13 protein-coding genes are annotated in these 13,602 nt (G+C 66.4%); 4 read left to right on the top strand and 9 right to left on the bottom strand.

Annotated features, from left to right (window positions below; all coding sequences use genetic code 11):
- From ACNA7R_RS06605 to ACNA7R_RS06595, 3 genes are all read right to left on the bottom strand, one after another.
- Positions 1-870, bottom strand: an 870-nt coding sequence (locus ACNA7R_RS06605; protein WP_416282769.1) for a glycosyltransferase, incomplete at its 3' end; no start/stop codon positions are given.
- A 43-nt stretch (positions 871-913) separates the two neighbouring features.
- Positions 914-1,387: a hypothetical protein gene (locus tag ACNA7R_RS06600; RefSeq protein ID WP_416282768.1), complete on the bottom strand. Its 474-nt coding sequence runs from the start codon at positions 1,385-1,387 to the stop codon at positions 914-916.
- A 102-nt stretch (positions 1,388-1,489) separates the two neighbouring features.
- Positions 1,490-1,876, bottom strand: a complete 387-nt coding sequence (locus tag ACNA7R_RS06595) for a hypothetical protein (RefSeq protein WP_416282767.1) — start codon at positions 1,874-1,876, stop codon at positions 1,490-1,492.
- A gap of 1,099 nt (positions 1,877-2,975) precedes the next feature.
- Here ACNA7R_RS06595 and ACNA7R_RS06590 point away from each other — a divergent pair.
- The 3 genes from ACNA7R_RS06590 (at position 2,976) to ACNA7R_RS06580 (ending at position 5,451) form a co-directional block, all read left to right on the top strand.
- Positions 2,976-3,440 (top strand): response regulator, encoded by a 465-nt coding sequence (locus ACNA7R_RS06590; protein WP_416282766.1) that lies wholly within the window; start codon positions 2,976-2,978, stop codon positions 3,438-3,440.
- The gene (locus ACNA7R_RS06585; protein ID WP_416282765.1) at positions 3,437-5,125 is read left to right on the top strand and encodes a bacterio-opsin activator domain-containing protein; all 1,689 of its coding nucleotides are present in this window, start codon (positions 3,437-3,439) and stop codon (positions 5,123-5,125) included. Before ACNA7R_RS06590 ends, ACNA7R_RS06585 begins: the two co-directional genes overlap by 4 nt.
- A gap of 131 nt (positions 5,126-5,256) precedes the next feature.
- The gene (locus tag ACNA7R_RS06580) at positions 5,257-5,451 is read left to right on the top strand and encodes a hypothetical protein (RefSeq protein ID WP_416282764.1); all 195 of its coding nucleotides are present in this window, start codon (positions 5,257-5,259) and stop codon (positions 5,449-5,451) included.
- 30 nt (positions 5,452-5,481) lie between these two features.
- Here ACNA7R_RS06580 and ACNA7R_RS06575 read toward each other — a convergent pair whose 3' ends face one another.
- Positions 5,482-6,516: an LLM class flavin-dependent oxidoreductase gene (locus tag ACNA7R_RS06575; RefSeq protein WP_416282763.1), complete on the bottom strand. Its 1,035-nt coding sequence runs from the start codon at positions 6,514-6,516 to the stop codon at positions 5,482-5,484.
- A 98-nt stretch (positions 6,517-6,614) separates the two neighbouring features.
- Here ACNA7R_RS06575 and ACNA7R_RS06570 point away from each other — a divergent pair, with 98 nt between their 5' ends.
- Positions 6,615-6,890, top strand: coding sequence for a hypothetical protein (locus tag ACNA7R_RS06570; RefSeq protein WP_416282762.1), 276 nt, complete (start codon positions 6,615-6,617; stop codon positions 6,888-6,890).
- 68 nt (positions 6,891-6,958) lie between these two features.
- Here the strand turns inward: ACNA7R_RS06570 and ACNA7R_RS06565 are convergent, their stop codons facing one another.
- The 5 genes from ACNA7R_RS06565 to ACNA7R_RS06545 all read right to left on the bottom strand — a co-directional run bounded on the left by ACNA7R_RS06565 (position 6,959) and on the right by ACNA7R_RS06545 (position 13,601).
- The gene (locus ACNA7R_RS06565; protein WP_416282761.1) at positions 6,959-7,306 is read right to left on the bottom strand and encodes a hypothetical protein; all 348 of its coding nucleotides are present in this window, start codon (positions 7,304-7,306) and stop codon (positions 6,959-6,961) included.
- A 65-nt stretch (positions 7,307-7,371) separates the two neighbouring features.
- Positions 7,372-8,304 (bottom strand): hypothetical protein, encoded by a 933-nt coding sequence (locus ACNA7R_RS06560; RefSeq protein ID WP_416282760.1) that lies wholly within the window; start codon positions 8,302-8,304, stop codon positions 7,372-7,374.
- A gap of 688 nt (positions 8,305-8,992) precedes the next feature.
- Positions 8,993-11,059 carry a hypothetical protein gene (locus tag ACNA7R_RS06555; protein ID WP_416282759.1) on the bottom strand — a complete coding sequence of 689 codons (2,067 nt, stop codon included), beginning with the start codon at positions 11,057-11,059 and terminating at the stop codon, positions 8,993-8,995.
- Positions 11,060-11,391: 332 nt separating this feature from the next.
- Entirely contained in the window at positions 11,392-13,143 is a 1,752-nt protein-coding gene (arcS, locus tag ACNA7R_RS06550; protein WP_416282758.1) for an archaeosine synthase subunit alpha, read from the bottom strand.
- A gap of 47 nt (positions 13,144-13,190) precedes the next feature.
- On the bottom strand, positions 13,191-13,601 hold the full coding sequence (locus ACNA7R_RS06545; protein ID WP_416282757.1) for a hypothetical protein: 411 nt from the start codon (positions 13,599-13,601) through the stop codon (positions 13,191-13,193).
- Between the last annotated feature and the right edge of the window lies 1 nt (position 13,602).

The following is a 13,602-nucleotide window of genomic DNA, read 5'->3' as shown; positions in this document are numbered from 1 at the left end:
GGCGGTGGCCTCGAGCGCGACCAGTCCCTGGGTCTCGACCCGGCTCGGGAAGACGAACGCGTCGAGCGCCGAGTAAAACGCCGGCAGCTCCTCGCGATCGAGGAAGCCGAGAAAGCGGACGTCGGCGCCCGCTTCGGCCGCCCGCCGTTCCAGCCCCTCGCGGGCGGGACCGTCGCCGGCCAGCGCGAGGGTACAGTCGGTGCCCGCGACGGCGTCGATCACCTCCTCGAGGTTCTTCTCGGGGCCGTGGCGGCCGGTGTATCCGAGCAGCGGTCCGTCGGGAAGTCCGTAGCGCTCGCGGAATGGGTCGGGATCGATCGGCCGGAAGCGGTCGGTGTCGATCCCGTTCGAGACGACGGTCGCCTCGACGTCGGCGCCGACCGACTCGAGGAGGTGTCGCCGGGCGAACGACGTCGGGACGACGACCCGATCGGCGCGCGCGAAGAAGGCCCGTTCGTAGGCGCGACAGAGCCGTCGTCCCGGCTCGACCAGCGAGTCGGCAACCAGGTCCGGGAGGCGGCCCTCGAGAATCGTGTGGTAGGAGGCGACGACCGGAACGTCGTTCGCTCGAGCGAAGCGCAGGCCCGCGACCCCGAGAGTGAAGGGGGTGTGGACGTGGACGACGTCCGGGACGCCGAGGTCGTCGGGCGGCGTCGGCAACCCGAGCCGATATCGGGGGTACAGCGGCGCTTCGACGCTCGGCACCGCGTACTCGCCGTCGCCGGGTTCGTAGCCGTCCGCCTCGGGAAACACGACCTCCATCGACGCCCGGCGGCGGTTCCACCGTTCGCGCCAGAGCGAGATGGTGTAGGTGACGCCGTTTACCGTCGGCAGGTAGAGATCCGTGAACGCCGCGACCGTCTCGACCATCGGCCCTCACTTTCTCGACCGTCGGTATAGTGATTCTGACCGACTATCGCTCGACCGAGAACGTCACGCCGTGGTCCGACAGCAGCGATCGCATCCGCCGCACGCCGCCGTCGGTGTCCCACCCCTCGGCGGTGTAGTGTCTGTACGGATGGCGAAGCCAGGAGTACTCGCGGTGGGCGAACACCTCGATCCCCTCGACGCCGTTCCTGAAGAGGGCGACGTGGAGCTGTCGGCTCGAGAGCGGCGACCGTCGCCGCACCCAGCTGCCGGCCGACAGGCGACCGTCGCGGTGAACTTTCAGCGAGGCGACGGGCTCGGGGGCGAACGACATTTCCTCGAGGTCAGACCGGAACGACGAGAGGCTTCGGTCGACGGTGCCGACGTACTCGTCGGGGTGTTGGATACAGGTCGCGAACCCGCCAAGGGGCTCCTTGATGCGGTGAAGCGCCGGGAGGACGCGGCGGCGGACGCGGGTCGTCAGGTCGATCGGTTCACGGGGGTCGTCGGTCGATGCCACGCTCTCAGGTATCGAGTGCGGGAGCAAAGCCCTTGCGGGTCCCCGTGTCCGCACGGCTCTTGGACCCGGGTCGAAGTACGCGATCGCGCTTCGATGGGTCGATCAGAGGTCCTGCAGCCGGATTCCGTCCTCGACCAGCCGGGCGTTTCGCTCCCGTTCCAAGTGCTCGCCGAGGTCGTCGTGTTCGTACAGCTGGGCGACGACGTCGGCGTACAGCGTTCGCCACGCGATCGCGTAGATCGGTGACTGGCCCCACGCCCGCAGCTCCGGAACCAACTCGTCGTAGGTCTGGTACCGGTCCTCGAAGCGCTCGATCGCCTCGAGGATCCGACCGGCTGCCTCGCGCTCGTCTTCGGACTCCTCGATCACGCGGTTGAGCTGTTGCTCCCAGCCGCCGACCGCCTCCTGCATGTCGGTCGCGGCGGTGGCGTCGTCCTCGGGCAGTCGATCGAGCAGCGGTTCCGGAACGCCGAGTGAGATCTCGTCCATGGTCGGGGGTACGAACGGATCCGGTATGAAACCACTAGCCGCCCTCGCGGTGCGGTCGCTCGGCGAGCCACGACGGCCAATTCTATATCGCTCATAGCGATTTATTGCCTGGCGGGCCGCCCGCTCGAGGCGCGGACCCTACACTACTCCCTCGCTCGAGTTGTTCAGCTGGTATCGAACTCGAGAGCCGTTCGATACCGACCGACCGGAATCGTATGTGTGGACGTCGGCCGTTCCCCGTCGATATAGTAACAACTGCAACGATTTACACACTGATCGCACAGCAGTCGTGCGATCAGGTGTGCATTGACTTGCAGTGGCTACTATAGCTGTAACTGCAGGACTGGAGCGGACTCGAGTCGTACGGTTTGCTGTACCGATGGACCGATTGGACCGCACGACGGTCGCGGTCCCACCGGAACTGACGTACAGCAGTATCAGTGCGGCCGACGGAGTCGACGCGAAGCGAGCTGTCGGTCCCGGTCCGGGCGAAATCATGACGCATCTCGAGTCGAACTGCGCTGTGCGCGCGGACGTCCCGAGGGGTCCGGTTTCCGGCCGGTAACCGCCCCGGATCGAGCGACCAAACGGCTGTCCCGTCACGCGGCCTCTCCCGACGGCTCTGCTCGAGCGCTCCACTCGGTATCCGGTTTCCGCCTTCGGTCTCCCTATCGAACCCTCGCCACGTACCGCTTCGGTCGCTGCTCGAGCGCCGCGCGGGTGCACTCAAGGTGCCGGGCCACAGAGGAGTCGTGACGACCGTTCGGATCCGGTCGAGTGATCGTCGGTCGGCAACCTCTCCGTATATCCTATACAACGATACGGAACTCCGTGTTCCGCTTTCCGTATCGACAACGTGTGGGTTCGTGTACCGTCGCGCGTTCTTAAGGGGGTTGCAGTACTGCAGTCCGCACGTATATCCGTCTCCGACGACAACGGGTCTGGTAGTACCCTTGCTCCCGAACAGTTACGCCCGCTTCGGGTTCGAAACGGGTTTCGCGGGTTCGGATAGCGGACGTGACCCGGAGACCCCGCCGGGCCGTTCTCTCCCATCGCGAAACCGAAGCAGAGACGACCATCGAGTACCAACCGTAGGCCAATGAGCGAGTCAGGACAGCACTCTCCCGAACCCGCACAGCTGCTCCTGGTCGAGGACAATCCGGGTGACGTTCGTCTCACTCGAGAGGCGTTCAAGCAGGGCCGGATCGACAACGACCTGCACACCGTCTCGGACGGCAGCGACGCGTTGGATTTTCTCCACCAGCGAGACGAGTACGAGGACGCCCCGCGACCCGATCTCATCTTACTCGATCTCAACCTTCCCCGCAAGGACGGCGAGGAGGTACTCGCGGAGCTCAAGGACGACCCCCAGCTCCAGTCGATCCCGGTGATCGTCCTGACGAGTTCCCGAGCCGAGGAGGACATCGCCCGATCCTACGAACTCCACGCGAACGCCTACCTGACGAAGCCAGTCGACCCCGACGAGTTTATCGAGACCGTCCGCGCGTTCGAGAAGTTCTGGTTCTCGGTGGTCCGACTGCCCCCTGAGGAGGACGTTCAATGAACGACACCGTCTCCGGAGCCGGCGACGACGTCGACGAGGTCGGTGGGACGCTCGAGTTACTGCTGATCGAGGACAACCCCGGCGACGCCCGCTTGATCCAGGAGATGCTCCGGGACGCGACCGAACTCACCCAGCGGGTCAATCCCGACGAGTCGACGAACGAGGCGCCGACGGTGATCCACGAGGACCGCCTCGAGGCGGGGCTCGAGACGCTGTCGTCGTCGCCGCCGGATCTCGTCCTCCTCGATCTGAACCTTCCGGACAGTCGCGGGCTCGACACCCTCGAGACGGTCAGCGACGTCGCCGACGAGGCGCCGATCGTCGTCTTCACCGGCGTCAGCGACCAGGAGGTCGGCGTCCAGGCGATTCAAAGTGGCGCCCAGGACTTCCTCGTCAAGGACGAGGTCACCGACGAGTTGCTGATCCGGACGATCCACCACGCGATCGAGCGGGCCCACCAGGAACGACAGCGCCGGCGCCAGCGCGAGCAGCTCGAGGCGCTCAACCGCCTCAACCGGATCGGTCACGACATCACCCACGCGGTGATCACGACCGAGACCCGCGCGGAGCTCGAACAGCAGGTCTGTGACCGGCTCGTCGAGTCGGACGGCTACCGGTTCGCCTGGCTCGGCAGCGTCAACCCCGGAAGCGATCGGATCGAGCCGACCGCGGCCGCCGGCGCCGAGGACGGCTACCTCGAGGAGATCGAGGTCACCGCCGATCCGGACGACGAGCGAGGGCAGGGGCCGTCCGGGACGGCGATCCGGACCGGTGAGGTCCAGATCGCCCAGGACACCCGGACCGACGAGACGTTCGGTCCCTGGCGCGACGCCGCGAGCGACCGGGGGTACCGTTCGTCGGTGTCGATCCCGATCGTCCACGAGGATCTCGTCTACGGCGTGTTGAACGTCTACTCGGAGTCGACCCGATCGTTTACCGACGCCGAGACGACGATCCTCTCGCGGATCGGCGACGTCATCGCCCACGCGATCACCGCCATCGAGCGCAAGGACGCGCTGGTCAGCGACGCCGTCATCGAACTCGAGTTCCGGATCGAGGAGATGGCCCCCGAACTGATCGCCCTCTCGACGGCCGAGTCGTGTACGATCCGGTTCGACCGGATGATCCACGGCGACGAGACGCTGCTGGTCTACGGCTCCGCGACCGACCTCGACCAGGAGACGTTCCTCGAGACGATCGAGGAAACCGACGGCCTCGGCGAGACGCGGGTCCTCTCGGCTCGGAAGGACTACTTCGAGTTCGAACTCGTCGCCCCGGCCGCCGTGTCGCTGTTCGAGACGATCGCGACCCACGGCGGCCGGGTCGCCTCCGCGACGATCGCCGACGGGGAGTTCCGGTTCGTCGTCGAACTGCCCCGAGGTCGGGACACCCGACAGATGATCGAACTGCTCAAAGAACAGCGCTCGGACGTCACCTACCTCGCCCAGCGCACCACCGAGCGGAGCGACCGTTCGGAGTCGGGCTCGGAGTCGGTCCTCGAGAGCGACCTCACGGAGAAACAGCGGGCCGCCCTCGAGACGGCCTACTTCGCGGGGTATTTCGACTGGCCCCGCGAGAGCACCGGCGAGGAGATCGCCGACCGACTCGGAATTTCGCCCGCGACGTTCAACCAGCACCTGCGGACCTCGGAACGGAAGTTCTTCGACTCGGTACTCGGGGAGTGATCGGTCGACCGTCGGACCGCTCCCGTATAGCCTGACGCCTTCGTAAGCAAATGGGTACAGTTATCCGGGTCGAACCTCCATCACGAGGTGAGTGTCGCTATGAGAACCCATCACGGGGGTGAACGCCGACGATGAACAGAACCGAACGGGTGTTCGGAGAAACGACGACGCTGCTGGGTGCGGTCCGTCACTCGGTAACGTCGGAGGACTTCCCCGACCGAAGCGTCCGCGATACCCTCCTCGTCGGGCTCGTGTACGTGGCGGTGTTCCTGTTGCTTCCGTTCGCGATCGGCGCCGACCTGGTCAATCTGTTCTCCCACTGGTAACGGATCTCCGCCCCGTCTCCGCGGGCGCGGCTACGTCGCGTCCACCTCGAGCCCGACCGCCTCCGCGAGTAGTTCGTGCGATCGGACCACGGCGTCGTGATCCTCGATAAGATTCTGAACGATCACGTCGTCGACGCCGACGCGGTCGGTCAGTTCCTCGAGCAGGTCCCGCATCGTCTCGGGACTGCCCGAGATCGCACGCGGCCACTCGCCGTCCGGAAGCGGGTTCGGCGTCGGCTCGGGAACGCCGCCGAGTTCGTCGACCGCTTCCTCGACCGGCGGCAGCGAGCCGACGACGCCGCGCTGCATCCGTTTGTAGGATGCCTCGGCGGTCGCCCGGAGGCGGGCCGCCTCCTCGTCAGTTTCCGCACAGACGGCGTTCACCGCGAGCATCCCCGTCGGCTCGTCGGGACCGGCGCCGAACGCGGAAGGTTCGAAGTGCTCCCGGTAGGTCTCGAGGGCGCGTTCGGCGAGCTGTGGGCGGATAAACGCCGCGAAGCAGTACCGCAGCCCGAGCTCCCCGGCGATCTCGGCGCTCGAGGGGCTCGAGCCCAGCACCCAGATCTCGGGGACGCCGTCGGCCGAACGCGGAAGCTGAATGTCGGCGTAAGGGTGGCCCGCCTCGAAGCCGTCGTAGAGGTGGCTCGCGGCGGCCTCGATCTTCTCGGCGTGATCCTGATCGGGATTGCGCTTGCGTCGCTCGGTCCCCAGCGCGCGGTCGACTTCCGGCATCCCCGTCGCGCGACCCAGCCCGAGGTCGACCCGGCCGGGCGCCAGCCCGTCCAGCGAGGCGAACGTCTCGGCGACCTTGAACGGACTGTAGTGGTTGAGGAGAACGGTGCCAGAGCCCACCCGAATGTCGTCGGTGTTGGCGGCGAGGTGGGCGATCAGCACCTCCGGCGTGGTGCTCGCGATCGAGTCGGCCAGCCCGTGGTGTTCGGCCACCCAGAACCGCTCGTAGCCCCGTTTTTCGGCGACTCGAGCGAGTTCGGTGGTGTGCTCGTAGGCCTCGGTCGCGCTCTCCCCGTCCCGAACGGGCGCTAGATCGACGATCGAGAGGTTCACGACGGTCGGTCGGAGGCGCGGACTGAATAACCGTTCGGTCGACCGCTCTCGATCGTTCGTTCTCGAAAACGTATACGCCTCGAAACGCGTCAATGGGTATGGGAACGAAGCCGAAACCGGACGGCGGGACGGCGAACGAGGTCGATCACGAGGAACTGTACGCCGTCGTCCGCGCCGCCGTCACGGACGCGCTGCTCGACGTCGTCGGCACCGTCGCGCTGCTCGGACTCGCCCTGTTGTTCGTCGCGACCGGAGTTCGGGGATTGCTCGAGGCGGCCGGGACGACCGGCGCGGTCGTCGGCCTCGCACTCGTCGGACTCGGTGTCGTAGTCGCCGCGGTCGCGCTGGATCTCGTGCCGTCGGTTCGCGAGTGACCGTTGTCCGGTAACGTCCCGTTCGTGTCGGTAATTGACTACAGGAAACCGTATGAGGGATCCGCACGTCAACCGTGTTTGGACGGGGTATCGACCTCGGAATCGAGGGGGACATCGCACTCGGAGAGGACGATTTCGACCGTCCACGACGGAACGCTCCCGCGCTCGAATACGATCGTCCAGGTCCCATCGATACCCGTCCCGTCACCGTACTCGCGGAGTAGAAACGTCCGGAACCGGGCAGCGAACTGCGACGAGTCGGTTCGCTCGTACGCCGACGACGCGCCGTCGTCACCGTCGAACGCGGTGGTGGTCTCCCCGCGTCGAGTGACGGTTACCGTGATGTCAGGGGTGAGTGGATTTTCGTCGTGAAACGACCACCGACCCTCGACGTCCGTGTCGTTCGCATACGCCACGAGCAGAACTACGGACAGCCTCTCGGAGAACGAGTCGCCGCGGTGGGGTTTGCTACGCATGACGCTCACTGACGGTTATCGAGCCGTGCGATTAGCTTGCGGGCGGCCGCCTGTTCGCCAGAGGGGGTTCCGAGCGTCACCAGATCGGCGTCCCGGTCGAACGTGAGGTAGCCCTGGGCCTCGAGTTTCGGCAGGTGGGTGTGGTACAGGCTCGTATAGACCCGCGACACTTGTTCCCGTGAGGGGACGTCTCCGTCGCACTCGAGCGCAGCGACGCATCGCGAGAGCCGAAGGCCGTCCAGCGGCTCGGCAGCGTGGTCGAGAGCGTAGAGGACGTTCCGACGGCGGGCGTGACCCAGTCCGTCGAGAACGTCGTCGACGGCCTCGTTGGCCCGCTGTTGTCTCGTCTCGACCTCGGGCTCGCGGCCGTCGCTTGCTGCCGGGTAGCGGACCCGTCCGTCGTCGTCGACGGCGACCACCTCGTCGAACACGGACGCGAACGACGCAACGGTCGTCGCATCACCGTCCTCGAGCGCGAAGTAGCCAACCGCGTCGCATGCGGCGAGTCGGCTGTGGACTGACCGGAGAAACGAGTTAGCCTCGGGCAACTCGATCGCTGTCCGAAGTTCCTCGAGCGAGTCGAAATAGAGGATCGGTGTCGCGTTCCGACCGTCGGTTGATCGGTCGGTGAGCGCGGCGGCTATCGCGTCGAGTAGTGCGGAGAGGTCCCAGGCGTTGTGAACGGTCCGAACACCACTCCCCCCGTTCGACCACCCCGGCCGTCCCGACGACGAATCGATGGCGGCCGATCGCGTGGAATCTCCCACGACGATCACGCTGGCGTCCGACGGCCAGGGACCAACGTTGCTGGTCCAGTCCTCGACGAACTGCTCGGCGGGACGTGCGTAGGTCACGACGATGGGCCTGACGGCGGTAGCGTCGTCGAACAGCGCGCGAAGACACGGTCCACGCGTCGCCCCGCCCGTCGGCTCGAGCACGAGGAAACTGGTTCGTCCGGAAACGAGTGGTGGCGAACTTTGGTCCATAGTTTGAAGAAGGTGATTGCCACTTGTGTCCAGACGGAACCGCATAAGTGTAAGCGTCGTCTTCAGCTTCAGCAACGAGGAGTAACACTCCTGTAACAGCTCGAGCGGTCGGGGGTAGCGGTACGTACGGGGACTTACGTGTCGTCTACGCGAGGAGACCGATCGCGAATCCGAGACCACGCCGACGGGCGGACTCGGAATCCATACGGGCCGCATACTCGCGGTCAATCACTGACTACTCGCGCGTAGCCGGTGGATGACAAAGGGGGCTCGGAGCACTCGTGTCGAACGGCCAGGGGCCTCGCTGTACGGCCTCGACTCGGTCTCCCACCATGATAACGGATACCCTCACGACACGTCTTGCATCGCACCCGCGACTACTGGGCGTCCTGTTTGCTCTCGTGCTCGGCCTTTCCCAGGCGGGAACGGCGACGGCCGGTATGTGTACAGCCTACCACGGCCCGTGAACTACCCCTACCTACTCGCCGCCTTCGGCGGGTCCTTGAGGAGGGGGGCTTAGCGCCCTCACCGCAACACTAACGCCGCGGAGGGCGCCCTCATACGGTTTCCTGTACGTCAGTACCGGCGCAACCGCGACCCGTGCGGCGGTTGCGCCGGGAAATCGGTACCGCAATCCGTATCAGTCGAACAGGTCAGCGGCGTCATCGGGCCAGACGAGTTGCCCGTCGATCTCGAGTGCGGTCCGTCGCCAGTTCAGCGTCTTCGCGAGCGCCGCGCTCGATACGGTGTACGTCGGGAGTTCCCCGGGAGCGAGGAAGTTCGTCTCGACACCCTCGAGGGACGGGGAGACGACGGTTCCCATGCCGCCGTCCCGGGAGAGGTACGATCGGATCGAGACCGCGTAGCCGTCGTCGTCGCTTTCGATCGAGCACAGCGTCGGGGCGCCGCTTCGCTCCTGGGTGATATCCATCGCGCCGTCCCCGACCACGACGTATTCGGCGCCCACGAGGCTCTCGTCGCGGGCGATACGAACCGCCTCCTGGAGCGGAAACCCGAGTTCAAGCAGGCGAATCACCGTGTACCCCATCCGTATCGCACTGGAGTTGACGACGTCGGCGAGCGTGACGATGCCACCGACGCTTCCCGCCTCGATCAACGCGAGACCCTGGTGGTAGGACCGACAGGCATTGAGCAGAAACGCGTTGACCCCCACCGTGTCGAGCCGGGTCGCCTCGAGGGTCCCGTCCCGACACCGGAACCCGTTCTCGTCGATGTGGCCCATGTAGTGCAGGAAGTGGACGTCCGACTCCAGAACGGCTCGAAGCTCCGCGACCGTGCAGTTCTCGTACGTCGTGACGTCGAACGGCAACTCGTCGTGAGAGTCGTAGACGTCGCTTGCATCGCTCGACTCCGAGAGCATCGAGCGGTCGTTACAGACGACGGCTATCTCGATGGGTCCCTCGGTCGGCGACCGCTCGAATCGGTTCTGATAGGCACGTACTATTCCCTTCGTCGCCTCGATTGGGATGCCGTCGCCGAACCACGTGCAGCCGACCGACGACGATCGGGGTAGTTCGATCGATGCAGACACGTCGCCACTGGAATCGGGCGGCTCGGCGTCCGCCGTGAGATCCTCGGTCGGCTCCACACTCGACTGGTCGACCGTACGGACGACCGCGAGATCCGCTGCCACGAAGGGAATCGCCTCGACCTGCTCGGCGGCTGCCTCGATGTATGCGGTCCGGTTCCAGCGTGGGAGCGCCCCCTCGATCGATTCGTACGGCACGGAGAGATACGCCTCGAGCTGGTCGGCCAGCGACCGGCCGTAGAGGGCGGCAAAATCGAGGTCGACGTGCGATGAAACCACGTCGTACTCGTGGAGAGCGAGTTGGTGTGGTCCCGCCGACCGGGTCAGGCAGTCGAGAAAGAACACCTGTTTGAGGACCCGTTCGACCTCGCCGGCGAATCCGCGGGGCCCCGAGAGGCGGTGGGAGAACCCGTGATCGGTACGGAGGCGAGCGTTCGACGCCGGAGCGACGTCAGCGCCGAGATAGTACGCCAGCGGCGCAACGACGTACGCCGCCTCGAGCGTGGGCTCGACGTCGATGTGAACGCCGGTCTCCGGGACGGTAACGTGGTCGGGGATGGACGAGGTGTCCCCGAGTTCGATCATCGGTGGGTGCCCCCGGAGCGTCGGGAACGATCGCTCGCACGCCGTCGTTTTCAGGGCCGAGCCGAGATAGGAGAGGGACCGAACGATGGACTCGGGGTCGGCCGTCGTCGTAATCGTCGCCGCGGGCCGCGTGTGATACGACCGTGCACCGATCACGACGTCGGCACATCGGTCGAACTCGAGGCGGATCCGGTCGAGGCCCGTAACGAGCCGCCCGGGGGCGCTGAACCCGAAGTACAGTTTGATCGGACCACTTATTTCTAGCGTGTGGTGCTCCCCCTCGATGGCTCGGACTGAGCCGGGCTGTGCTGGTGCGATTACTTCGCCGGCAGCATTGCGAACGTAGGCATCGACGAGTTGGTCGAGTACAACAGCGGTGGTCGACACGTTGATTGCAGCGTCGACTGGCGCCTCGAACGGGGGGTCACGGACGGGAGTCGGCTGGAGGGGGTTGGGCGTGCGGAGCCGGCACCGCCGCCGTTCGATCGGGTCGATCACGTCGATCCCCGTTTCGTCCGGTATCCCGAACGTGATCGTCGTCACCTCGTCGATCCGGGCGTGTTCGGGACCCATCCTGTCAGTAGAGGGAACGGGTGTCGTCCAAAAGAATCTGTTGTGGCCGTGATTGACAGATCATAACGGGCGTCGGTCGCTCCAGCGTGCCTCGAGCGTGTCGTCTCGACCCTCCGAGCCCTCGATCGTTTCATCCGTCCACGGACGCGACACGTCCGTCCACGGCACACTCCGCTTCCCGTCCGCGGCGCGGTTCTCGCTCGCCGCACTCGCTGAACCGCACACCGTTCGCGCGGTACGCGGGACTGTCGGTTTCGCACCGTTCGTCAGGTTGGGTCACGACTCCCTTCGAAACAGGTTCAGATAGACGGACGGGAGAGAAGCGACGACCGCTACTTCTCCTCGACGTGGCGAATCTCGCAGGCGATGCCGCGGGTGCTTTCGGCCATCTCGCGGCCGAACATCTCGGCGCGGCCGACGCCGAAGGCCTTCGGTCCCTCGACGACGACCTCGTCTCCCACCCGGATCTCCTCGTCGGCGTCGACGACCCCCGGCGCGAGCACGCTGCCGTGGGGGACGAAGCCGTCGATCTCGACCCGTTTCGTGGGGGCGTCACTGTCGACCCACAGCTTCGCGCCCTCGAGCGTGAACGACAGCGTGCCGTACTGGGGCACCATCGTCGCCAGCTGCGTCTCGTCGCGATCCCGAACCTGGATCTTCGGGTACCGGCTGGTGGTCCGGATATCCTCGAAGAGGTCGTCGCCCGCCCCGTCGCCGAGCAGGTAGTCCGCGATGGCGCGGACGGTGTTGTGCTCGCGCTCGCGTTTGGAGTACTTCAGTTCGCCCGACAGCGCCCGCTGGAGGTTCGCCAGCGACTCGGTATCGGTCGGGTGCTCCTCGACGGTGTACGTAATATCGAGGTCGAGTTCCGCCTCGACGCGCTCGACGATGTCGCGGTACCCCTCGTCGGGGACGTGGGCGATGATCTCGGGATACTCGTTGCGCTCGAGGTAGCGCTCGAGCACCTGGCTCACGAATCGCTTCTCGTCTTCCGACCAGCGGCCCGTGACGACGGTGTCGTAGTGCTGGGCGGGGTAGGTCGTCTCGAGTTCCTGCGGGACGACCCCGATGGGGCTGGTCATCGAGACGAGGTGGGCCCGGAACTGGATCGCGTCGTGGAACTGGCGGTGGCTCTGGGACTCGCTGTAGGGTTTCGCCGCCGAGCAGGGAACCAGCACGAGCGGGTTGTCGAAGCGGTTGCGGTACCGCGTGGTCACCCGGTCGGCGTAGCGCTGGATCTCGACCCGGCGGAGGGTGTCCTCGGTCGCGGCGTCGATCTGTGCATCCCGCAGAATCGGGGTTCGCTCCTCGAGGTAGCCCCACTGCGAGTCGAACCCGCGCATCGCCGCGGTGAGCCACTGGTCCTGGCGGGCCTGGCCCTCGACGTAGTCTCGGAGCCGGCCGTCCCGGATCCGCCGGCGGACGATCCCCAGCTCGGCTTCCAGGGCGTTGACGTTGTGCTCGACGCAGTCCTCGCGCGTGAACTCCTCGCGCGGTTGCTGGCAGGCCGAGCAGGCACAGGGGAGTTCCTCCAGATCCTCGAGGAAGTAGGCGTCGTCCGTGGTGAGATACCGACCCTCAGTACCCCTCACGACGGCGGCGGTCTCGTCGAACAGGTCGACGCCGGCGTAGGCGAGCACGGCGACGTTGCGCGGCGTGGCGACCCCCGAGAAGTAGAGCGCGGTGTCCGTCGGAATCGCCTCGCGGGCCTCGACGACGGCCTCGACCAGCGCCGCGCCGTGGCCCGTGATCGACTGCACGTCCGAGACGGCGTAGGCGTCGGTGCCGTGGTCGTCGGCGTGATCGCTCGAGACGACGGCGACGCTGGGGTAGTCGACGTCGGGATACTCGACGGCGAACGATTCCTTGACCTCGTCGGCGGTGCCGCCGGGGAAGCCGCGGTGAGGGAGCACGGTGAGACGGGAGTCGTCGCCCTCGGGCACCCCCCGTTCGGCGCTCCACAGCGAGCCCGCGTCCTCGAGGACGTGGTCGACGAGCGCTGGCGTCGAACGCGGCTCCTCGAGGCGGAGCTCGCCCACGCGCGCGGCCCCGTCGCGTGCGTGTACTTCGAAGTAGTCGGTCATACCGCATCTCGCGGCGGAGCGCGAAAGAGGCTGTCGATAGCCGTCGACTACGGCTCCGCTCGAGCGCTCGACGCCGATTCGGAACGCCCGGGCCACAGCGCGACGACGAGGTAGCAGGCGCCCAGAACCCGCGTGAACGGAACGACCCACGGCTTCGGCTCGATCGCGTCGGGGTTCTCGTAGGCCGTCGCGAGCGCGACGTTCAGAAACGCCCGCGGCTGCAACAGCGCCGGCAGCCCGAGAACGGCGAACAGCGGCTTGACCCCGGGCCAGGCGGTCGTCCAGTTTCGAACGAGCCAGACGACGGCCAGTCCCTCGAGTCGAGCCAGCGGGAGCGTCCACGCCCGAAGCCGGGCGACGTCCGGGTTCTCGAAGGCGAGGCGCTCACCCCGGGCGACGAGTCGGTCGGGAGCGAGGATCTCGAGGGCGGCGAACGCGAGGAGCAGCGGGCGAAGCATA

This window comes from Natronococcus sp., assembly GCF_047921035.1.
GTDB lineage: Archaea > Halobacteriota > Halobacteria > Halobacteriales > Natrialbaceae > Natronococcus.
The sequence above is the reverse complement of the archived record's forward strand: the minus strand, read 5'-3'. Positions and strand labels throughout refer to the sequence as shown.